Raw genomic sequence first — 21,213 nt, forward strand, 5'->3', positions numbered from 1 at the left:
AAGGGGCGAACCTGCCGGATTTAACGTGAGAAAACGGGGGATCGCTGGTATGGCTAACGGGGGATCGCTGATATGAGTAGCGTGAAGAACAGGTTGACGTGGCCATCGATTTCGAGCAGCGGAAATCACGAAAACTATAGCAGTCAAATAGACTGCTTGGCGCCCGATATATCTGGCGGACGAGCTTCCCTGCGGGCTGGACGATCCCTGTTGCAGACCGAGATAGCGCTGATGATCGAAGACGATATTCGTCTATACAGCATCAAGGGAATGCTGCGTTCGCTCGACATCCAGTTGAGAGTGCAGTCCATCACGGATGTCGAAGACCTCTCGACGTTCTGCGACGGCCAGCTGATCATTTCGGACAGCAATGCTTTGGGATCTGTACCTGACGAGATCGCTGAAAAGCTGCGCATCCAGAACGTAAATGTACTGATCCTGGTGGATTCGGCAGACGTTGTCGAGCAATCCTGGGCCGATCACGCAAACGGTTTCCTGGACTGGGCAGATCTCCGCCCTGAGACCCTGCGCGAAGCGATCGTCGACGTGAAGGACGGACGATTTCATGTGTCGGCGGCCCTGGCGCGACGATCTGTGACGGCGCCCGACCAAGCCGGCGATGACACCACCTCGAAGCGCGCGTCGATGATTGCGCTGACGGGACGTGAACACCAAGTGCTGCGCCTGATTGCCGAGGGGCTGAGCAACCGACAAGTTGCTCGGTCGCTGAGCATCTCTGAACATGGAGTCAAACGCACGGTCGGCATCATTTTGGCCAAGCTCAACTGCCCAAATCGGACTCTCGCGGTTGTTCGGGCCATGGAGTCCGGGCTCCTCGTTATGTAGGTGCCCTCGGGGGGTATGTTCCGCGCCGCAGGTCGCGAAGGAAGCGCGAGTACGCGATCAAGAAGGGCGTGCCGGGGCGGAGGAGGCGGAGCCCGCCTCCTCCGCCGGGGCGGGGGACGCATCTTCTTGATCACGTTCCGTGCGCATCCGATCACTCCAGGCTCTGGCCCCCGATTGCAGGGCCGGACGCACCGGATCGTGCGACGATGCCGATATGAACCGACTGGCCAACTCCCAGTCGCCTTATCTGCTCCAGCACGCCTCCAATCCAGTGGACTGGTGGCCATGGGGAGAGGAGGCGATGACAGAAGCGAAGCGGCGGGACGTACCCATCCTCTTGAGTGTGGGCTATGCGTCCTGCCACTTATGCTTCTACCGATTCACTGGTGTCACGTCATGGCCCACGAGTCCTTCGAGGACCAGGTCACCGCCGACTACCTCAACGAGCACTTCGTGAGTGTCAAGGTCGACCGTGAGGAGCGGCCCGACGTGGACGCCGTCTACATGGAGGCCGTCCAGGCGGCCACCGGCCAGGGCGGGTGGCCCATGACCGTCTTCCTCACCCCGGACGGCGAGCCCTTCTACTTCGGCACCTACTTCCCGCCCGCGCCCCGGCACGGCATGCCCTCCTTCCGGCAGGTGCTGGAGGGCGTCCGGCAGGCCTGGACCGAGCGGCGGGACGAGGTCGGCGAGATCGCCGGGAAGATCGTGCGCGACCTCGCCCAGCGGGAGATCAGCCACCACAGTGCCGAGGCGCCCGGCGAGCAGGAACTCGCCCAGGCCCTCCTCGGGCTCACCCGGGAGTACGACCCGCAGCGCGGCGGATTCGGCGGCGCGCCGAAGTTCCCGCCGTCCATGGTGCTGGAGTTCCTGCTGCGGCATCATGCGCGGACCGGCGCCGAGGGCGCGCTGCAGATGGCCCAGGACACCTGCGAGCGCATGGCCCGGGGCGGGATCTACGATCAGCTCGGCGGCGGGTTCGCCCGCTACTCCGTCGACCGTGACTGGGTCGTGCCGCACTTCGAGAAGATGCTGTACGACAACGCCCTGCTGTGCCGGGTGTACGCGCATCTGTGGCGGGCCACCGGGTCGGACCTGGCCCGCCGGGTCGCGCTGGAGACCGCCGACTTCCTGGTGCGCGAACTGCGCACCCACGAAGGCGGGTTCGCCTCGGCGCTCGACGCCGACAGCGACGACGGGAGCGGTCGGCATGTCGAGGGCGCGTATTACGTGTGGACCCCCAAGCAGCTCCGGGACGCCCTCGGGGACGAGGACGCCGGCCTCGCCGCCCAGTACTTCGGGGTGACCGACGAAGGCACCTTTGAACACGGTCAGTCCGTCCTCCGGCTCCCGCAGAGCGAGGGCGTGTTCGACGCCGAGAAGGTGGCGTCCGTCAAGGGCCGTCTGCTGGAGAGGCGGGTACAGCGTCCCGCCCCGGGGCGGGACGACAAGGTCGTCGCCGCCTGGAACGGGCTGACGATCGCCGCGCTCGCCGAGACCGGCGCCTACTTCGGCCGGCCCGACCTCGTCGAAGCCGCCGTCGGCGCCGCCGACCTCCTCGTCCGCGTGCATCTCGACGAGCAGACCCGGCTCGCCCGCACCAGCAAGGACGGCCGCGTGGGTCCCAACGCGGGTGTGCTGGAGGACTACGCCGACGTCGCCGAGGGCTTCCTGGCGCTCGCGTCCGTGACGGGGGAGGGGGTCTGGCTCGACTTCGCCGGGCTGCTCCTCGATCACGTGCTCGGCCGCTTCACCGACCCCGACAGCGGTGCCCTGTACGACACCGCCTCCGACGCCGAGCGGCTCATCCGCCGGCCCCAGGACCCCACCGACAACGCCACCCCGTCCGGCTGGACCGCGGCGGCCGGCGCCCTGCTGAGCTACGCGGCGCACACCGGCTCGGAAGTCCACAGGTCCGCCGCCGAGCGGGCGTTGGGGGTCGTCCGGACGCTCGGGCCGCGCGTGCCCCGGTTCATCGGGTGGGGGCTGGCCGTCGCGGAGGCGCTGCTCGACGGGCCGCGCGAGGTCGCGATCGTCGGCCCGGCGCTCGACGACCCCGCCACAAGGGCCCTGCACCGTACGGCACTTCTGGGCAGCGCCCCGGGCGCGGTGGTTGCGGTGGGCATTGCGGAGAGTGACGAGTTCCCGCTGCTCGCCGATCGCCCTCTCGTCGGCGGCGAACCCGCCGCGTATGTCTGCCGTAACTTCGCCTGCGACGCCCCGACCACCGATCCGGAGCGCTTGCGCACCGCGCTGAGCAGCTGAAACGACCGTGTGCGGCAGTCTCTTACGTGACCTGTGTTCGAATTGTTCACTCTCGGCACTCGTTGTGATGAAACGCGCTCTTCATGGAAAGGGCCTGCGGGCTTCACAGATCCCACCTAATGTCTCCACAGTGCCGCGACGGGGGTTACGCGCTGTCGCGGCAGGGGGCATTGGGGATCTGGGGGGATCTGTTGCTGACGTCTGTCTTCATCGCTGCCGTCTCGCTGGCCTTGTTCTGGATGGCGGCCTTCACCTTGTGGTGGCAGATGCACGCGTGGCGTACGCCCGAAGTGCTCGCCTCCACCCGTTTCAGCAGGCCGGACGGTGACGAGCACGTCTCCTTCTCCCTGCTCCTGCCGGCCCGGCACGAGCAGGCCGTGCTCGACCACACCATCCAGCGGCTGCTGGAGTCCACGCACACCGACTTCGAGATCATCGTGATCGTCGGGCACGACGACCCCGAGACCACGGCGGTGGCCGAGCAGGCCGCCGCCCGCGACCCGCGGGTGCGCGTGGTCGTCGACACCCACGAGAAGAAGAACAAGCCGAAGGCCATGAACACGGCGCTGCCGCACTGCCGCGGCGACGTCGTCGGGGTCTTCGACGCCGAGGACCAGGTCCACCCGGAGCTGCTCGCCCACGTCGACCACGCGTTCCGCACGACCGGGGCGGACGTCGTCCAGGGCGGCGTCCAGCTCATCAACTTCCACTCCAGCTGGTACAGCCTGCGCAACTGCCTGGAGTACTTCTTCTGGTTCCGCTCCCGGCTGCATCTCCACGCGCAGAAAGGTTTCATTCCGCTCGGCGGCAACACCGTCTTCGTGCGCACCGACGTCCTCAGGGAAGCGGACGGCTGGGACCCCGACTGCCTCGCCGAGGACTGCGACCTGGGCGTGCGCCTGTCCAGCGTCGGCAAGAAGGTCGTCGTCGCCTACGACTCCGACATGGTCACCCGCGAGGAGACCCCGGACTCGCTCATGTCGCTGCTCAAGCAGCGCACCCGCTGGAACCAGGGCTTCCTCCAGGTGTACCGGAAGAAGGACTGGAAGCAACTGCCCGCCCTCAGACAGCGGTTGCTCGCCCGCTACACGCTGATGACCCCGTTCCTGCAGGCCTTCTCCGGCGTGATCATCCCGCTCAACGCGGCCGTCGCGCTCTTCCTCGACGTGTCCGTCGGTATCGCCTTCCTCACCTTCCTGCCGCTGGTCACGGCCGCCGTCACCTTCGTCTTCGAGGTGGTCGGACTGCACGACTTCGGCAAGCAGTACGGCCTCAGGGTCCGACTCGTCCACTACGCCAAGCTGATCGTGGGCGGCCCCTTCTACCAGGTCCTCCTCGCCGGGGCCGCGATCCGTGCCGTATGGCGCGAGCAACGCGGCCGCAACGACTGGGAGTTGACCACTCACGTCGGCGCGCACCTCACCGCGGCCGAGCCCACCCGAGAGGACGTTCCTGCGTGACCTCCACTCTTCCCGCGGTGACCACTCCCCAGGTCCCCGCGCAGCGCCGACCTGTGCCGGAAGGTCGTTCGACCGGCCGAACGAGCCCCCCGGAGCGGCTCCGCTCCTCCCGCCCCGACCTCCTGCTGTGCGGTCTCCTGCTGCTGGCGGTCCTCGTCGTCCAGGGCTGGAACATCGCCGACTACCCGACCCTCAGCGACGACGAGGGCACCTACCTCGCCCAGGCCTGGGCCGTCCAGCAGGGCAAGGGCCTGGCCCACTACACCTACTGGTACGACCACCCGCCGCTCGGCTGGATCCAGATCGCGCTGCTCAGCTGGATACCCTCGGCGCTCAGTCCCGGCTCGATGACCGTCGGCACCATGCGGGTCACCATGCTCGTGATCAGCGCCGTCAGCGCGGTCCTCGTCTATGTCCTCGGACGGCGCCTCTCCCTGCCCCGCTGGGCCGCCGGGCTCGGCATGGCCCTGTTCGGGCTGTCCCCGCTCGCGGTCGTCCTCCAGCGGGAGATCTTCCTCGACAACATCGCCGTGATGTGGCTGCTGCTGGCGTTCTGCCTGGCCGCCTCGCCCAGCCGGCACCTGTGGCACCACTTCGGCGCGGGCCTCGCGGCCGCCGCGGGCGTGCTCACCAAGGAGACGATGCTCGTCGTCCTGCCCGCCCTGTTCGTCACCATGTGGCGGCACAGCCACCGCGACACCCGCAAGTTCGCGCTCACCGGCGCCGTCACCGCCTGCGCCCTCATCGGCTTCTCCTACCCGCTCTTCGCCCTGCTGAAGGGCGAGCTGTTCCCGGGCAGCGGGCACGTCTCGCTGTGGGACGGCATCAAGTACCAGATGTCCAGGCCGGGTTCGGGCTTCATCCTCGACCAGGGATCCGGCTCGTTCGGCGTCCTGCACTCCTGGCTGTACTACGACCGGGTGCTGCCCCTCGGCGGCCTCGCCGGAGCCCTGCTGCTGATCGTCACCTGGCGCTGGTCGGTCACCGCCCGCGCGCTGGCCGGACCGGCGCTGACGGTCGCCGTCCTGGCCGCGGTCGCCCTGCGCCCAGGCGGCTATCTGCCCGCCATGTACATCATCGGTGCCCTGCCCTTCCTCGCCCTGGTCCTGGCCGGCGGCGCCGCCTCCGTCGCCCACGCGGTGCTGCGCCGGTGGCGCGCCGAGGGCGAGAAGCGGTACGTCACCGGCGGGCGGTACGCACTCGCCGCCGTCCTCGCCCTGACCGCCGGCGCCTACGTCGTGCCGCACTGGTACGACGGCGATCGCACCGCCCTCACCGCCGACGCCAACAAGCCCTACCGGCAGGCCTCCACCTGGCTCAGCACCGAGGTCGAGAACCCGAAGACGACCCGGGTCCTGGTCGACGACGCCCTCTGGCTGGACCTCGTCCACGCCGGATACCGGCCCGGGCTCGGCTCCATCTGGTTCTACAAGGCCGACCTCGACCCGGCCGTCACCAAGACCATGCCGCACGGCTGGCGGGACATCGACTACGTCGTCGCCTCGCCGACCGTCCGCCGCGACGCCAAGGACCTGCCCAACGTCAAGGCCGCCATCCAGCACTCGCGGCCGGTCGCCACCTTCGGCACCGGACCCGACCGCATCGAGATCCGGCAGATCCGGACGGCAGCCGCGGGAGGCGTGCGATGAGCAGCCACGAGTACACGGTGCCCGCCGAGGGCCTGGACGCGGCGGAAGTCGCCGAACCCGGTGCCGTCACGATCGTCGTCCCGACCTTCAACGAGTCCGCGAACATCGGGCAGTTGCTGCACCAGATCACCGAGTCGGTGCCCGCCCGGCTGCCCTGCGAGGTCGTCTTCGTGGACGACTCCACCGACGACACCCCCGAGGTGATCCGCGAGGCCGCTCAGGACTGCCCGTTCCCGGTGGCCGTGCTGCACCGGGAGGAACCGGTCGGCGGGCTCGGCGGGGCGGTGGTCGAGGGGCTGAAGGCGGCGGCCTCGGAGTGGATCGTCGTCATGGACGGCGACTGCCAGCATCCGCCCTCCCTCGTACCGGAGTTGGTGGCCACCGGCGAGCGGACGAACGCCGGGCTCGTCGTCGCCTCCCGGTACATCAAGGGCGGCAGCCGGGCCGGGCTCGCCGGCAGCTACCGGGTGGCCGTCTCGCGCGGCGCGACCTGGCTGACCAAGGCGCTCTTCCCGCGCCGGCTGCACGGCATCAGCGACCCGATGAGCGGCTTCTTCGCCATCCGGCGCAGCGCGGTCACGGCGGAGGTGCTGAGGCCCCTCGGCTACAAGATCCTCCTCGAACTGGCCGTACGCAGCCGTCCCCGGCAGGTCGCCGAGGTGCCGTTCGTCTTCCAGGACCGGTTCGCCGGCGAGTCCAAGTCGACCGCGCAGGAAGGCGTCCGCTTCCTGCGCCACCTGGCCGGGCTGCGCACCGCCTCACCGGTGGCCCGCATGGTGGGCTTCGGGCTGATCGGGGCGAGCGGCTTCGTGCCGAACCTCGTCGGACTGTGGGCGCTGACCGTGCTCGGCCTGCACTACCTGCCCGCCGAGATCCTCGCCAACCAGCTCGGCGTCGCCTGGAACTTCCTGCTCATCGAGCAGCTGCTGTTCCGCGACCGGCGCGCGCACCGCCGCTGGTGGGACCGGCTCGGCCGGTTCGCGCTGCTCGCCAACGCGGACCTGGTGCTGCGCATCCCGCTGATCGCGCTGCTCGTCGGCCGGTTCGGGATGGGCGCGCTGCCCGCCACCGCCCTCGCGCTGGTCATGACGTTCGTCCTGCGCTTCGTGGGGACCGAAGCGCTGGTGTATCTCCCGCGCCGCAAGACCGGCCGCGGGGGTCGTTCAACCGCAAGGAGAGGCGTGTGAGCAAGCACCGCAGACGGACCGCGCTGGTCGGGGTGGGGGCCCTGACCGCCGGTCTGCTCCTGACCGCACCACAGGCGGCCGAGGCCGCGAACCTGGTGAAGAACCCGGGCTTCGAGACCGCCGGCACGGACGGCATGCCGTACTGCTGGGAGAAGTCCGGCTGGGGGGACAACGACTTCAGTTTCGCCACGGTGCCGGACGCGCACTCCGGCACCAAGGCCATGAAGGTCACGCTGACCCGCCGGGTCGAGGGCGACCGCAAGGCGCTGATCACCGAGTCCACCGACTGCGCACCGGTGGTGACCGTCGGCAAGCAGTACGACCTCGGGCTCTGGTACAAGACCACGACCCCCGACGCCAACATCACCCTCTTCCGGCACGACGCCACCGCCGGCTGGCAGTACTGGACGGACCTCAAGACCTTGGACATGGCGTCCGCGTGGACCCGGGCCACGGTCCGCACCCCCGAGGTCCCGGCCGGCACCGACCGGATCACCTGGGGTGTCTCCGTCTACGGCACCGGCTCGGCGACCACCGACGACTACACCATGGACCAGGTCCCGGACGTGCTCCCGCCCGCCCGGTGCACCGGCAGCACCGACCAGTGCGCGAACGGCAGCTGGTCGGTGCTGCCGACGCAGAACCCGGTCCGCTCCATGCACTCCGTCGTCCTCAACAACGGCAAGGTGCTGCTGATCGCGGGCTCCGGCAACAGCGAGGAGAACTTCGACGCGGGCACCTTCACGTCCGCGGTGTACGACCCGGCGAACGGCACCTACAAGGTGATCCCGACGCCGAAGGACATGTTCTGCGCGGGCCATGTGCAGCTCCAGGACGGGCGGGTGCTCGTCATGAGCGGCAACAAGGCCTACCCGGTCGCGGGCGGGCACGGCTACGAGGGGTTCAAGGACTCGTACATCTTCGACCCGAAGACCGAGACCTACAGCAGGACCAACGACCTCAACGACGGCCACTGGTACCCCTCGGCGACCGAGCTGGGCAACGGTGACGTCGTCTCCTTCGGCGGCCTGCGCGAGGACTCCACCGGCTCGGTGACCGCCGAGTACTGGTCGGACAAGGACCAGCAGTGGCTGCCGCTGTGGAAGGTCAACCAGACCTGGTCGTACTGGGGTCTGTACCCGTCGATGGTGCTCATGCAGGACGGCCGCCTCTTCTACACGGGCAGCCATGTCTTCGGCAACAACATCCCCGGCACGGGCTCGGCGGTCTACGACTACGGCGCCAACACGGTCACCCAGGTCCCGGGGCTGCAGAACAAGGACGAGCGGGACCAGTCGGCGAGCGTCCTGCTGCCTCCGGCGCAGGACCAGAAGGTCCTCACCATCGGCGGCGGCAACATCGACTCCAACCCGGACGCGGGCCGTCTCACCGACCTGATCGACCTCAAGCGGGCGAACCCGTCGTACGTCGCCGGGCCGCCGATCCCGCAGGGCACGGTCGACCTGGGGAACGGCAGGATCGCCGAGAGCGGCAACCAGGGCAAGATGTACGTCTCGGCCGTGCTGCTGCCCGACGGCAAGGTGCTGGAGACGGGCGGCGCCCTGCACAACCGCGCCAACCCGGTGTACGAGTCCTCGGTCTACGACCCGGGCACCAACACCTTCGACCCCGTCGCCGCCGACCCCGAGTCCCGCGGCTACCACTCCTCGGCGTTCCTGCTGCCCGACGGCCGCGTGATGGCCACCGGCGACAACCCGGGCAACGGCACCTGGAACCACAACGTGTCGATCTACACCCCGCCCTACCTCTACCAGGGCACCCGCCCGACGATCACCTCGGTGATCAACCAGGAGTGGAAGTACGGCGACACCCAGCGGATCACCGTCGACCGGCCCATCGCCAAGGCCGAGCTGATCCGCCCGGCCGCGGTCACCCACTCCTCCGACCCGAACCAGCGCTTCGTCGACCTGCCGCTGTCCGTCGACGGCAACAACGTCGACCTGAACGTGACGAGCAACCCCGACCTGGCCCCGCCCGGCTGGTACATGCTCTTCGCGGTGGACGCGGGCGGGGTGCCGTCGGTGGCCAAGTGGGTGCACCTGACCGGCCCGGCGGCCCTGAGCGCCTCCGCCGCCTCCCCGCACGTCCACTCCTTCGCCGACTCCCTCGGGGGCAAGGTCACCGGGCCCGGCAAGAAGCGCACCTCACAGCAGGTCAGCCCGACGATCTCCGGCTGCGACCGGCACTACGGCTCGGTCAACGTGTGCGTCCCGACCGTCTTCCCGCCCCAGGTGAAGAAGACGGCCGTCGCCCGCTGCACATGGCTGAAGCAGAACCACTACGGCCGGCTGAAGGTCAACGGCGGGGACGATCCGCTGGGCCTGGACCGCAACCGGGACGGGACGGCGTGCGGTGAGGGGGATACCGCAAGACGCTAGCCGTGCTCGGCCAGGGCGCGTTCCACGATCGCTTCCAGCTGGTCGTGGTGCGCGCCCTTCCAGTAGGCGCGGCCGCACGCGGCGCACTGGGCGAAGACGTCGTACGTGCGCTGCGTGCCGCCCTTGAGCTGGTCGGCGACCTCATCCTTGGTGGCCTCCTTCAGCAGGCCGTTGCAGGCGGTGCAGCGGGTCCAGGGCTGCAGGTCGGGGGCGAAGCGGTCCAGGACGTCCCGCAGCTGGTCCTCGGGGCGGGTGCTGTAGATGTACGCCCCCGCCCACAGCTCGCGGCGGCGCAGCAGGCCCCGGTCGCGGCTGAGCATGACCCGCTTCTCCGCCGCCGAGCGGGCCGCCAGCGCCGGGTCGCCGATGTCGGTCGACTCGTACGCCGTGTCCACGCCGAGCAGACGCAGACGGCGGGCGAGGGTGCCGAGGTGGACGTCGAGGAGGAAGCGGAGGGGGGCGCCGGGGACCTGCTGGGGGCGCGGGACCGGGCGGACGCTCACCGACTCCCCGTCCGCCGGGACGTGCGAGGGCGGCACCTCGCGGCCGTCCACCACCAGCGCGCCGACCTCGGTCAGCGGGACGCCGAGGGACTCGATGACGTGGCCGAGCGTCGAGACGCCGTCCGTGGTGAGGCCGACGGCACCCGCGCGCCGGGCGGGCGGCACGAACAGGTGCAGGTCGGGGGCGACTTCGACGTGGATCTCGGGTCCGTTCACCACGTCAGGATGGCACGGGAGACGGTCCGGGCCTCAGCGCTTTTCTCCGGCCAGGCCATGCTCCAGGACGTCCAGCGTGCGGTCGACGAGGGCCGCGTAGCCGTCCTGGTGGCCGTGCTCGGCCCAGTACAGCGTGGCCTCCATCAGACCGCCGATCAGGGCCATGGCGTAGACCCGCACCTCCAGTTCGCCGGGGGCGCGGCCGGTGCGCTCGGCGATGGCCTGGCAGATCATACGGCCGGTGACCGACATGCTCTCCAGCATCCGCGAGCGCACCGCGGGGACCTCGGCCACCAGCCGGCTGCGCAGCCGGGACACCTTGATGTCCTCCTCGACGCCGGCCTGGACGGCCCGCTGCGTCACGTACCGGATGGAGTCCGTCCACGGCTCGTCCGCGGGCCGTGCCCTCAGCTCCTCCAGGATGAGCGGGTCGTACTCGTCGGTGAGGACGATGTCCTCCTTGGTCGGGAAGTAGCGGAAGACGGTCGAGGGCGACACCTCGGCCCGGTCGGCGATCTGGTCGATCGTCGTGGCGTCGTAGCCCTGCTCCTCGATCAGGGCGTACGTCGCCGCGCGGATCGCCTCCCGGGTCTTGATCTTCTTGCGTTCGCGCAGGCCGAGGCGGGGGCGGTCGGCGGCGGAGGCGGGGGAGGGTGCGGCCGTCATGCCCGTCATTGTCCGGCATCTCCCGCAGGCGCGGCCACGACCGGGGCCTCCTCGCGTTCCGTGCGTCGCACGACCGGGCTGTTCGGCAGGAACGCGGCGGCCAGCAGTGCCGAGACGAGGGCCGCGATGCCGCACACCAGCAGGATCACGCCCATGCCGTGGACGTACGCGCCGTTCGCGGAGGCGGCGAGACGGGCTGCTTCTCCGGGGCCTGCCTTCTCGGCGACCAGATGCGCGGCGACGACCGAGTCCCCGGCGGTGCCGGCCGCCTCGGCGGGCAGCCCGGTGACGTCGAGACGGTCGCGGAAGACGTTGGCCAGCAGGCTGCCGAGCAGGGCGATGCCGACCGCGGAGCCGACCTGGCGCAGGGTCATCAGCAGGCCTCCGCCTCCCCCACTGCCCGAAAGGCGTGGGGGGACCCCCAGCCCGCGCGGTCGCGGGGCAAGGTGGCGAGTGCGCCGGTCATGGCCGGGACGAGCGCGAGGCCGAAGCCCAGCCCGGCGATGGTGAGCCAGAGGGCGGTGAAGCCGTAGCCCGAGCCGGTGGTCGTGCGGCTGCCGAGCAGGGCGGCGAAGGCCAGGACGACCAGGCCCGCGCTGACCGAGGCGCGAGCCCCGAAGCGGGTGGCGAGGGGGGTGGCGAGCTTGGCGGCGACGGACAGGCCGAGGACCATCGGCAGCATCCGGACGCCGGTACCGAGGCTGTCGTTGCCGAGGACGGCCTGGAGGTAGGGCGGCAGCACGAACATCAGGCCGGCCAGCACGAACATCACCAGGGTCGCGGCGACGGTGTTGAGCAGGAAACCGCGGTGGGCGAGCAAGGTCATGTCCAGCATGGGGCGCTCCACCCGGCGCGAGCGCAGCACCAGCCCGCTGATCGGGATCGCGGCTGCGGCGAACATGGCGAGGATCAGCGGATCGCCCCAGCCGCGGCCGGGGGCCTCGATGATCGCGTAGATGAGGGCGCCGAGCCCGCCGGTGGTGAAGGCCGTGGAGAGGGTGTCGACCTCGGGGGTGGCCGGGATGGGGGTCCCCCCGCTCGAGCGCATTCGAGAGTGGGGGAGGGTCTCGGGCAGCAGGAACACGCAGGCGAGGACGGCGATCGCGACCATCGCAACGTTGATCAGGAAGATCGAGCCCCACCAGAAGTGCTGGAGCAGCCAGCCGCCGATGACCGGGCCCAGGGGCATGCCCAGCGCGGACCCGGTCGAGACGAGGCCGATGGCCTTGCCCTGCTCGTCCGGCGTGAACAGCGACGGCAGCACGGACATCGCCAGCGGCATGATCAGCGCGGCGCCGACGCCCATCACCGCGCGGGCGGCGATCACCAGGTTCACGTCGTCGGCCAGGGTGCCCAGTACGGAGCCGGCCAGGAACACCACGAGCCCGGCGATCAGCATCGGCCGCCGCCCGAACCGGTCGCCGAGCAGCCCGGCCGGGAGCATCAGCGCCGCGAACACGATGACGTAGGCGTCCGCCATCCTCCCCCAGTGCTAAACGCCTGGGGGACCCCCAGCTGCTGACCGGTCGTGGCGCCGAGCTGCTCCGCCATGGTCGGCAGCGCCACGTTGAGGATCGTCATGTCGAAGCCGAGCACCAGCATGCTCGCGACCAGGGCCCCGAGGGCCCACCAGCGGCGGGGGTCGCGCCGCGTGCCATCGATGTGCGTGACAGTAGGCCTGAAATGAGAGTAGCTCTCAAAACATGGCTACTGTCAACGGGGGGTGCCTTTCAGGCATACGAAAACGGCCACGGCTGGTGAGCCGTGGCCGGGAAGGGAGGGGGGAGGAGTTACGCGTGCTGGTACGCCACCAGCGAGATGCCGACGTAGTGGACGACGAAGGCGGCGAGGGTGAAGGAGTGGAAGACCTCGTGGAAGCCGAACCAGCGCGGTGACGGGTTCGGCCGCTTGATGCCGTAGATCACGCCCCCGGCGCTGTAGAGGAGGCCGCCGACGATCACCAGGACCAGGACGGCGATGCCGCCGGTGCGCATGAAGTCGGGCAGGAAGAAGACGGCCGCCCATCCCATCGCTATGTAGCAGGGGGTGTAGAGCCAGCGCGGGGCGCCGACCCAGAAGACCCGGAAGACGATGCCCGCGGCGGCCGCGGCCCAGACGCTCCACAGCAGCCACTGACCCTTGGCGCCCGGGAGGAGCAGCATGGTCAGCGGCGTGTACGTGCCCGCGATGATCAGGAAGATGTTGGCGTGGTCGAGGCGGCGCAGGACGCCGTCCATCCGGGGGCTCCAGTTGCCCCGGTGGTACAGCGCGCTGACCCCGAAGAGCAGGCATGCCGTCAGGACGTAGATCCCGCAGGCGATACGGCCTCTGCTGGAGTCGGCGAGGGCGGTGAGCACGAGGCCCGCGACGAGTACGGCCGGGAACATGCCGAGGTGCAGCCAGCCGCGGAGCCTGGGCTTGACCGGATGCGGCAGGGAGAGCGCGGAGGGACCGCGGCCGGCGGCCGGCGTGTCCGTGGGCGCGTCGGGGACGGACGCAGTCATGCGGTGCATGGTACCTACGGCTCCGTAAGTCGCGTGTCAGCGCGCCCTGATGAACGGGCGTAACGCAAAAAGTCGTCCTGCTGAACTCCACGTGGACGCAAAGAATCACAGAAACCGTGGGATTCCTCACGTCGCTCACCTGTGATGCCCTCTGGACAGATGGGCACTAGAATCGGATGATCAAATGAGTGCGGTCGGCACCGGATGAGCGGGCTACGAAGCATCCGGGTCGCAGCCCCCACGGGGCGACAAGACAAAAAATCCCTCATTTAGGAGCAATCGTGGCGCGCGATATCGCGGCTCCCACCGGTATCCCCACCCACCACCAGGAACTGATCTCGTGGGTCAACGAGATCGTCGAACTGACGCAGCCGGACAGTGTGGTCTGGTGTGACGGGTCCGAGGCCGAGTACGAGCGCCTCAGCGAGGAGCTCGTCCGCAAGGGAACCTTCAAGAAGCTCGACCCGATCAAGCGCCCGCACTCCTACTACGCCGCCTCCGACCCGACCGACGTCGCGCGCGTCGAGGACCGGACCTTCATCTGCTCCGAGAAGGAGCAGGACGCCGGACCGACGAACCACTGGAAGGCCCCCGCCGAGATGCGGGAGATCTTCGCCGGTGAGAAGGGCCTGTTCCGCGGCTCGATGAAGGGCCGGACGATGTACGTCGTCCCGTTCTGCATGGGCCCGCTCGGCTCCCCGCTGTCCGCGATCGGCGTGGAGATCACCGACTCCGCCTACGTCGCCGTCTCCATGCGCACGATGACGCGCATGGGCCAGACCGTCCTGGACGAGCTGGGCGACAGCGGCTTCTTCGTCAAGGCCGTGCACACGCTCGGCGCCCCGCTGGAGCCCGGCCAGGCGGACGTCCCCTGGCCGTGCAACCAGACCAAGTACATCTCCCACTTCCCGGAGAGCCGCGAGATCTGGTCGTACGGCTCCGGCTACGGCGGCAACGCGCTGCTCGGCAAGAAGTGCTACGCCCTGCGCATCGCCTCCGTCATGGCCCGCGACGAGGGCTGGCTGGCCGAGCACATGCTGATCCTGAAGCTCACGCCCCCGCAGGGTGAGTCGAAGTACGTGGCCGCTGCCTTCCCCTCCGCCTGCGGCAAGACCAACCTCGCCATGCTGGAGCCCACGATCTCCGGCTGGACCGTGGAGACCATCGGCGACGACATTGCCTGGATGCGGTTCGGCGAGGACGGCCGGCTGTACGCGATCAACCCCGAGGCCGGCTTCTTCGGCGTCGCGCCCGGCACCGGTGAGCACACCAACGCCAACGCGATGAAGACGCTGTGGGGCAACGCGGTCTTCACCAACGTCGCGCTCACCGACGACGGCGACGTGTGGTGGGAGGGCATGACCGAGGAGTCGCCCGCCCACCTGACCGACTGGAAGGGCAACGAGTGGACGCCGGCGTCCGGGACCCCGGCCGCCCACCCCAACGCCCGCTTCACCGTCCCGGCCTCCCAGTGCCCGATCATCGCGCCGGAGTGGGAGGATCCGAAGGGCGTGCCGATCTCGGCGATCCTCTTCGGCGGCCGCCGCGCCACCGCGGTGCCGCTGGTGACGGAGTCCTTCGACTGGAACCACGGCGTCTTCCTCGGCGCCAACGTGGCGAGCGAGAAGACCGCCGCCGCCGAGGGCAAGGTCGGCGAGCTGCGCCGCGACCCGTTCGCGATGCTGCCGTTCTGCGGCTACAACATGGGCGACTACATGGCCCACTGGGTCGACGTGGCCAAGGACAAGGACCAGTCCAAGCTGCCGAAGATCTACTACGTCAACTGGTTCCGGAAGAACGACGAGGGCAAGTTCGTCTGGCCGGGCTTCGGTGAGAACAGCCGCGTCCTGAAGTGGATCGTGGAGCGCCTGGACGGCAAGGCCGAGGGCGTCGAGACCCCGATCGGCGTCCTGCCGACCCGGGACGCGCTGGACACGAACGGCCTGGAACTGGCCGAGTCCGACCTCGACTTCCTGCTCACGGTCGACAAGGAGATCTGGCGCGAGGAGGCGGCCCTCGTCCCCGAGCACCTCAACACCTTCGGCGACCACACGCCGAAGGAGCTGTGGGACCAGTACCGGGCGCTGGTCGAGCGTCTGGGCTGAGTCCCGCACGAAAAGACTCCACGGCCGGTCCGGATGCCCTGACCAGCGATCGTCACGGCCGGCCGTGGTGACCACCCCCGAACCGGCGAGGCCCCGTACAACGGCGTGCGGGACCCTGGGCCTGCCGTCACGCTCCCGTCCGCCCCGACGGGGAGGCGCGGCGGCAGGCCTTCGCCATGTCTCCCGGGCTCACTTCGAGCGGTCCTCCGGATAGCGCGTGTGCGTCTCCTGCCGTCGTGCCTCCGCGTCGCGCAGGGCCGACGCCAGCCGTCCGGCCTCCTCGTGCAGCAGGGCGAGCTGCCGTTCCAGATGCCGCTCGGGCGGCTCGGTGCCCGGGGTAAGCCGGGTCCACCACCGCGTGCGTACGAAGGTGTCGACGGCCTCGGGGACGTCCTGCCGTACGGCCCGGGAGAGGGCGTGTACGCCCTCGGGGTCCTGGGCGAGGGCCTCGGCGACCCAGCCGGGCTCCAGCAGCGCGGCCGGCAGGCCGGTCAGTTCGGTGAGCCGGGCGGCGGGGGGCGGGCGGCAGATCGATGCCGGCCAGATAGCCGCCGAGCTTCGCGAAGTCCTCGCGGACCGCGTCGAGCTGGGCAGACGGGTCCGGGAAGTCGGGCAGGGGCGGCCGCTCCGGCGGGGCGATCAGCGCACCCGCGCCGTAGAGTCCGGCGACCACGACGGGCCAGTACGGGCCCGCGATCCCGGTGAAGGTCAGCACCAGGCCGAGCAGGCCGCAGGCGCCGCCGGTGAGATTCTTGCGGGACTCCAGATGGCCGAGGCCTCACTGGTAGCCACGGATCTCCTCGAAGGCGCCGTCCAGCGAGCCGCTCCGGGCGTCGAAGAGGCGGCCGCCGGTCAGGTCGGCGATGTGGGCCGGCTCGGAGCGGTCGGAGTCGCCGAAGAGGATCGGGAAGACGGGGGTGTCCCGCCGGGTGCCGGTGGTGTTCTCGCCGTCGGTCATCAGCACGATCGAGGTGAACGTGTCGCGGTCGGCGCCGAGGTGGTCGTAGGCCTTCTCCAGGGAGGTGTGGATCGCGGTGTTGCCGTCGGCTTCGAGGGCGCCGGTGTCCTAGCGGATGGCGTCCAGACCGGCCTTCGGGTCCTTGGGGTCCGCGAGGTGCGTCCGTACGCTCTTCACGTCCGAGCCGAACGGCATCAGCGTGACCTCCTCGCGGTCACGGAAGTCGCCGGTCAGGCCGGTGAGAAGTGGGCCGAGGCCGACGCAGTGTGTGGCGCCCGGTCCGCGCGTCGCTGCGGGTGCACGCGGACCGGGGCCGTTCGGGGGACCCCTGATGCGGGGTCAGTGGGCCGTGCTCAGCTCCTTGGGCTCGGCCAGGGCCGCGGCGTGCGCGTCCATCCGCTCGGCCGCGAGGATGGCCGCCGCGGTGTCCGCCCGGGAGGCGGCGACGACCAGGGCGCGGCCCGCGAGCGCGTGGGCCCGCCGGTGCAGGGCCTCGGGCGCACCGGTGGCGGCCGGCGCCGCCCGCAGTGCGGTGCGTCCGCCCCGCAGCCGGGCCACCTCGGCGGCGAGCCGCTCGGCGGCCGTGTCCAGGTCGTCCGAGGGGACCAGGGCGCGCAGTTCGTCGGTCACGGCGAGCAGGGCGGCGAGGTGCCCGGCGAGCTGGATGTCCAGCTCCTCCTCGCGCGACCGGTGAGGAAAGTCGGACGGGGTGCCGGCCATCGTGGTGTGGACCGACTTGGTGCGGATCGGTTCGTACATGGGGATGGCCTCCTGTGCTCTGACAGGAAGCCATCCTAGCTTGGATTTCGTCTAAAGTTGAGTCGGGTCACGGATTGCGGTCCGTCGGTCTCCGTCCGCTACGGCTGGCCGTATCCGTCCAGGAAGTTCCCGATCCGCGTCACCGCGTCCCTGAGATCACCGGCGCTCGGCAGTGTCACCACACGGAAGTGATCGGGCTCGGGCCAGTTGAAGCCGGTGCCCTGGACGACCATGATCTTCTCCTGGCGCAGCAGGTCCAGCACCATCCGCCGGTCGTCCTTGATCTTGAAGACCTGCGGGTCGAGGCGCGGGAAGAGATACAGCGCCCCCTTGGGCCGTACGCAGCTCACCCCCGGAATCTGGGTGAGCAGCTCGTACGCGACGTCCATCTGCTCCTTCAGCCGCCCGCCCGGCAGCACCAGGTCGTTGATCGACTGGCGTCCGCTGAGCGCGGCGACCACGCCGTGCTGTCCCGGCATGTTCGCGCACAGGCGCATGTTCGCCAGGATCGTCAGGCCCTCGATGTAGGAGTCGGCGTGGGCGCGCGGGCCGGAGACCGCCATCCAGCCGACCCGGTAGCCGGCCACCCGGTACGCCTTCGACATGCCGTTGAAGGTCAGCGTCAGCAGATCGGGGGCCACGGCCGCCGTGGGGGTGTGCGTGGCGCCGTCGTAGAGGATCTTGTCGTAGATCTCGTCCGAGCAGACCAGCAGGTTGTGCCGACGGGCGATGTCGGTCAGGCCCCGGAGCATCGCCTCGTCGTAGACCGCGCCCGTGGGGTTGTTCGGGTTGATGATGACGATGGCCTTGGTGCGGTCGGTGACCTTGCGCTCGACGTCGGCGAGGTCGGGCATCCAGTCGGACTGCTCGTCGCAGCGGTAGTGGACGGCCGTGCCGCCGGAGAGGGAGACGGCCGCCGTCCACAGCGGGTAGTCCGGGGCCGGTACGAGCACCTCGTCACCGTCGTCCAGCAGGGCCTGCATCGCCATCACGATCAGCTCGGAGACGCCGTTGCCGACGAAGACGTGCTCGACGTCCGTCTCGATGCCGAGGGTCTGGTTGTGCATGACGACCGCGCGGCGGGCGGCCAGCAGGCCCTTCGCGTCGCCGTAGCCGTGCGCCGTCGAGACGTTGCGGAGGATGTCCTCCAGGATCTCCGGCGGGCACTCGAAGCCGAAGGCGGCGGGGTTGCCGGTGTTGAGCTTCAGGATGCGGTGACCTGCTGCCTCAAGGCGCATCGCCTCCTCGAGAACCGGGCCCCGGATCTCGTAACAGACGTTGGCGAGCTTGGTCGACTGGATCACCTGCATGTCAGGCAGCTTACGGCCCTGTAACGCCCTGTGGGGCCGTGTTTTCCACCACTTGACTGCTCCCGTCCCTGGTGGGAGGGGATTCCTGGCTCAGGCCGCCTCCTGGAGCAGCGCTCCAGGAGGTCTTACGCCCTCGACACCAGCCGGGGCCAGACCAGCCCGGACGAGCATCACACGCGCGGAGTTCTTGTCCCTGGGGGACACCATTCCGCACGCGGTGCAGGTGTAGGTGCGTTCCGACAGCGGGAGTGCGTGCTTGGTTCTCGCTCCGCAGCGTCCGCAGTCCATGGTGGTGTGCGCGGGATGCACCAGACGCACGTCCCGCCCGTGCTTGCGGCCCATCTCGATCAGGGCCTTCTTCGTCGCGCCGATCGCGGCGTCCGCCGCCTTGCGCGCCATCGACGTCTTGGCGAGGAACTTCGGGCGGAAGTCCTCCACCGCGATCGCGTCATGGTCCCGTACGACCTTCTTCGCCCACTTGCGGGCAGCGTCCTGCCGCTGACGGGCGATCTTCTGGTACGTCTTGGCCCGCCACTTCTTCGCCTGCCGATAGCCCTTCGAGGCTGCCTGGCCCTTCTTGGGCTTGCGGCGGGCCATCATCCGGTCGTACCGCGACAGCTTCCCTTTCGCCTTCTTGCCGTGCTCGGCATGGGGCAGGTCGTGGGCGTCGCTGGTGGTCGTCGCAATCTCCTTCACGCCCCAGTCGACACCGAGCGCCCGGCCGCTCTCCGGCAGCGGCTCGACCCGGGCGGGGACGACGAACGAGGCGTACCAGTCGCCGACGCTGTCCCGGTACACCCGTACCGACGAAGGCTCGGCGGGCAGCTCACGGGACCAGACCACGGTCAGGGTGATCCCGCCCGCCAGATGCAGCCGCCCGTCCTTGAGCCGGAAGCCGTGCCGCGTGTAGTTCAGGCTCGGATCGGCCTCATGCTTCTTCTTGTAGCCCGGCATCCCTGCCCGCTGCCGGGCCGGCAGCCGATCCTTGATGTCTTTCAGTGCCTTTGCGCGGGACTTGCCGAAGTCGCGGATCAGCTGCTGCTGCGGCACGCTGGCCCCCGCGGCCAGCCATGGGGTGATGGCGCGAGCCCGGGTCAGCAGCCGGTCCAGCCGAGCCGGTCCACACTCCTCCGCGTCGGTGTGGGCCTTCTTGGAACGGGCCACGCACTCGTTCCACACCCACCGGCACCGCCCCCACTCCGCCAGCAGCGCCTCACGGGCGGTGGCCGACACACGCAACCGGTAGGTGTACCGGGCATGCCCCGCGCCATCGGACTCCCGCACCGCCGCCACACCAACACCCCGCCCTCACGCCCAGATCACGCGGCCTCCACCTTCAGACCGTACGTGCGATGCCCGAACGCCCGCACCATCCTCTGGCCTTCATCACCTCAATCGGTGAGCGATGACACACACGTTCGCTCTTCTCGGCTCCGGCAGGCGGCGTGCGGGCATGCCGCGTCCGGTGCAGACCGGCGCGCCCAGCATGTCCCGGGCTTCTTGCCGGTTCGCTTTGGTCTGTTATCGCCGGTAGCTGTCTCAGGAGTCACACGCGTCTCTACAATTCCCGCCCATGTCCACCGATCGTGAGCACGAGGCGGAGGCGTACGGCGCGCCCGGAGCGGGTGGCGAGCCGGGGGCTGCGCCGAACGTGTACCACCCGCAGGCCGCCTCGGCCCCGTCGTACGAGGAGTACGTCGATCCTGCCGCCGCCCACGGCTGGCAGAACGCCTACGACGAGACCCGTGAGCTGCCTGCGGTGCCCGCGATGCCCCCGGTGCCCGCGCCGGACGATCCCGCCGGGCCGCCCGCTCCCGTGGCGGGCCGCAGCCGGGCCGATCTCCGGCGGCGGCGGAAGCAGGGCGGCCGTCGTCGGGTGGCGGTCGTCGCGGGGGTCCTCGGCGTGGCCGGTGCCGTCGCCGTGATCGCCGCGCTGGCGGGCGGCTCGGGTTCCCCGGCCGGACAGCAGCCCGCGAAGGGCGGCCGGGTCTCCTCCGGTGACTCCGGCGCGCCGAGCACGCGGCAGGACAGTGGAGCGACGCCGAGCGCCACGACCGCCGCAGGCGCCCCCGGCGGTGCCTCGCCGTCCCTCACGTCCGGGCCCACCACCGCCTCGGCGAGTACGGCCACCTCCCCGGGCGCGCAGACCTCCACCGCCCCCACGTTGACGGCGACGAGCGAATCGGCGACCGCGACCGCGAGCGCGTCCGCGACGACGACGGCGACCGGCGTCCCCGGAGGCCGGGGGCGCGGCCGAGGTGCTACCAAGAAGCCCCGCTAGTCCACTGATTGACGTCCCGTCAGGAAAACAGTTCGCATACAACTCCTTGCTCACTCACGTCCCTCTCATGAGAATGCCCATGACAAGACAGGGGGCGGCCGGAAG

Annotated in this window: 13 protein-coding genes and 4 pseudogenes; 8 read left to right on the forward strand and 9 right to left on the reverse strand. The window is 69.9% G+C overall.

What is annotated here, in order from left to right; translation table 11 throughout:
* Positions 1-210 precede the first annotated feature (210 nt).
* From AQI88_RS23115 to AQI88_RS23140, 6 genes and pseudogenes are all read left to right on the forward strand, one after another.
* Positions 211-846, forward strand: a complete 636-nt coding sequence (locus tag AQI88_RS23115; RefSeq protein WP_067002543.1) for a helix-turn-helix transcriptional regulator — start codon at positions 211-213, stop codon at positions 844-846.
* 214 nt (positions 847-1,060) lie between these two features.
* A pseudogene (locus tag AQI88_RS23120) lies at positions 1,061-3,111 on the forward strand (thioredoxin domain-containing protein).
* Positions 3,112-3,302: 191 nt separating this feature from the next.
* Entirely contained in the window at positions 3,303-4,571 is a 1,269-nt protein-coding gene (locus tag AQI88_RS23125; RefSeq protein ID WP_067002548.1) for a glycosyltransferase, read from the forward strand.
* Entirely contained in the window at positions 4,568-6,220 is a 1,653-nt protein-coding gene (locus AQI88_RS23130) for an ArnT family glycosyltransferase (protein WP_067002550.1), read from the forward strand. The genes AQI88_RS23125 and AQI88_RS23130 overlap by 4 nt, the downstream gene beginning before the upstream one ends.
* Positions 6,217-7,407, forward strand: a complete 1,191-nt coding sequence (locus tag AQI88_RS23135; RefSeq protein ID WP_067002552.1) for a glycosyltransferase — start codon at positions 6,217-6,219, stop codon at positions 7,405-7,407. Before AQI88_RS23130 ends, AQI88_RS23135 begins: the two co-directional genes overlap by 4 nt.
* On the forward strand, positions 7,404-9,806 hold the full coding sequence (locus AQI88_RS23140) for a galactose oxidase family protein (protein ID WP_067002554.1): 2,403 nt from the start codon (positions 7,404-7,406) through the stop codon (positions 9,804-9,806). Before AQI88_RS23135 ends, AQI88_RS23140 begins: the two co-directional genes overlap by 4 nt.
* Here the strand turns inward: AQI88_RS23140 and AQI88_RS23145 are convergent.
* The 4 genes and pseudogenes from AQI88_RS23145 to trhA all read right to left on the reverse strand — a co-directional run bounded on the left by AQI88_RS23145 (position 9,803) and on the right by trhA (position 13,695).
* A complete protein-coding gene (locus AQI88_RS23145) occupies positions 9,803-10,525 on the reverse strand; it encodes a Mut7-C RNAse domain-containing protein (RefSeq protein WP_067002737.1) in 723 nt (240 codons plus the stop codon). The two genes, AQI88_RS23140 and AQI88_RS23145, sit on opposite strands and share 4 nt — an antisense overlap.
* 33 nt (positions 10,526-10,558) lie before the next feature.
* Positions 10,559-11,191: a TetR/AcrR family transcriptional regulator gene (locus tag AQI88_RS23150; protein WP_398697970.1), complete on the reverse strand. Its 633-nt coding sequence runs from the start codon at positions 11,189-11,191 to the stop codon at positions 10,559-10,561.
* Between the two features lie 5 nt (positions 11,192-11,196).
* Positions 11,197-12,793: pseudogene (locus AQI88_RS23155) on the reverse strand (MFS transporter).
* 188 nt (positions 12,794-12,981) lie between these two features.
* Positions 12,982-13,695, reverse strand: a complete 714-nt coding sequence (gene trhA, locus AQI88_RS23160; RefSeq protein WP_067002739.1) for a PAQR family membrane homeostasis protein TrhA — start codon at positions 13,693-13,695, stop codon at positions 12,982-12,984.
* A gap of 281 nt (positions 13,696-13,976) precedes the next feature.
* Between trhA and AQI88_RS23165 the strand changes: the two genes are divergently transcribed.
* Positions 13,977-15,800: a phosphoenolpyruvate carboxykinase (GTP) gene (locus AQI88_RS23165; protein WP_067002563.1), complete on the forward strand. Its 1,824-nt coding sequence runs from the start codon at positions 13,977-13,979 to the stop codon at positions 15,798-15,800.
* A 189-nt stretch (positions 15,801-15,989) separates the two neighbouring features.
* On the opposite strand, the pseudogene AQI88_RS47850 reads toward AQI88_RS23165, so the two are convergent.
* From AQI88_RS47850 to AQI88_RS23185, 5 genes and pseudogenes are all read right to left on the reverse strand, one after another.
* Positions 15,990-16,515, reverse strand: a pseudogene (locus tag AQI88_RS47850) (hypothetical protein).
* A gap of 63 nt (positions 16,516-16,578) precedes the next feature.
* Positions 16,579-17,001: pseudogene (locus AQI88_RS43410) on the reverse strand (vWA domain-containing protein); the annotation flags it as partial.
* Positions 17,002-17,097: 96 nt separating this feature from the next.
* Positions 17,098-17,517 (reverse strand): SCO4983 family protein, encoded by a 420-nt coding sequence (locus AQI88_RS23175; RefSeq protein WP_067002567.1) that lies wholly within the window; start codon positions 17,515-17,517, stop codon positions 17,098-17,100.
* A 98-nt stretch (positions 17,518-17,615) separates the two neighbouring features.
* Positions 17,616-18,827, reverse strand: coding sequence for a pyridoxal phosphate-dependent aminotransferase (locus tag AQI88_RS23180; protein ID WP_067002569.1), 1,212 nt, complete (start codon positions 18,825-18,827; stop codon positions 17,616-17,618).
* 90 nt (positions 18,828-18,917) lie between these two features.
* Positions 18,918-20,120: an RNA-guided endonuclease InsQ/TnpB family protein gene (locus tag AQI88_RS23185; protein WP_067002571.1), complete on the reverse strand. Its 1,203-nt coding sequence runs from the start codon at positions 20,118-20,120 to the stop codon at positions 18,918-18,920.
* A 280-nt stretch (positions 20,121-20,400) separates the two neighbouring features.
* Between AQI88_RS23185 and AQI88_RS45135 the strand changes: the two genes are divergently transcribed.
* Positions 20,401-21,108 (forward strand): hypothetical protein, encoded by a 708-nt coding sequence (locus AQI88_RS45135; RefSeq protein WP_244184271.1) that lies wholly within the window; start codon positions 20,401-20,403, stop codon positions 21,106-21,108.
* Positions 21,109-21,213 lie beyond the last annotated feature (105 nt).

The sequence above is a fragment of the Streptomyces cellostaticus genome (genome assembly GCF_001513965.1).
Taxonomy (GTDB): Bacteria; Actinomycetota; Actinomycetes; order Streptomycetales; family Streptomycetaceae; genus Streptomyces; species Streptomyces cellostaticus.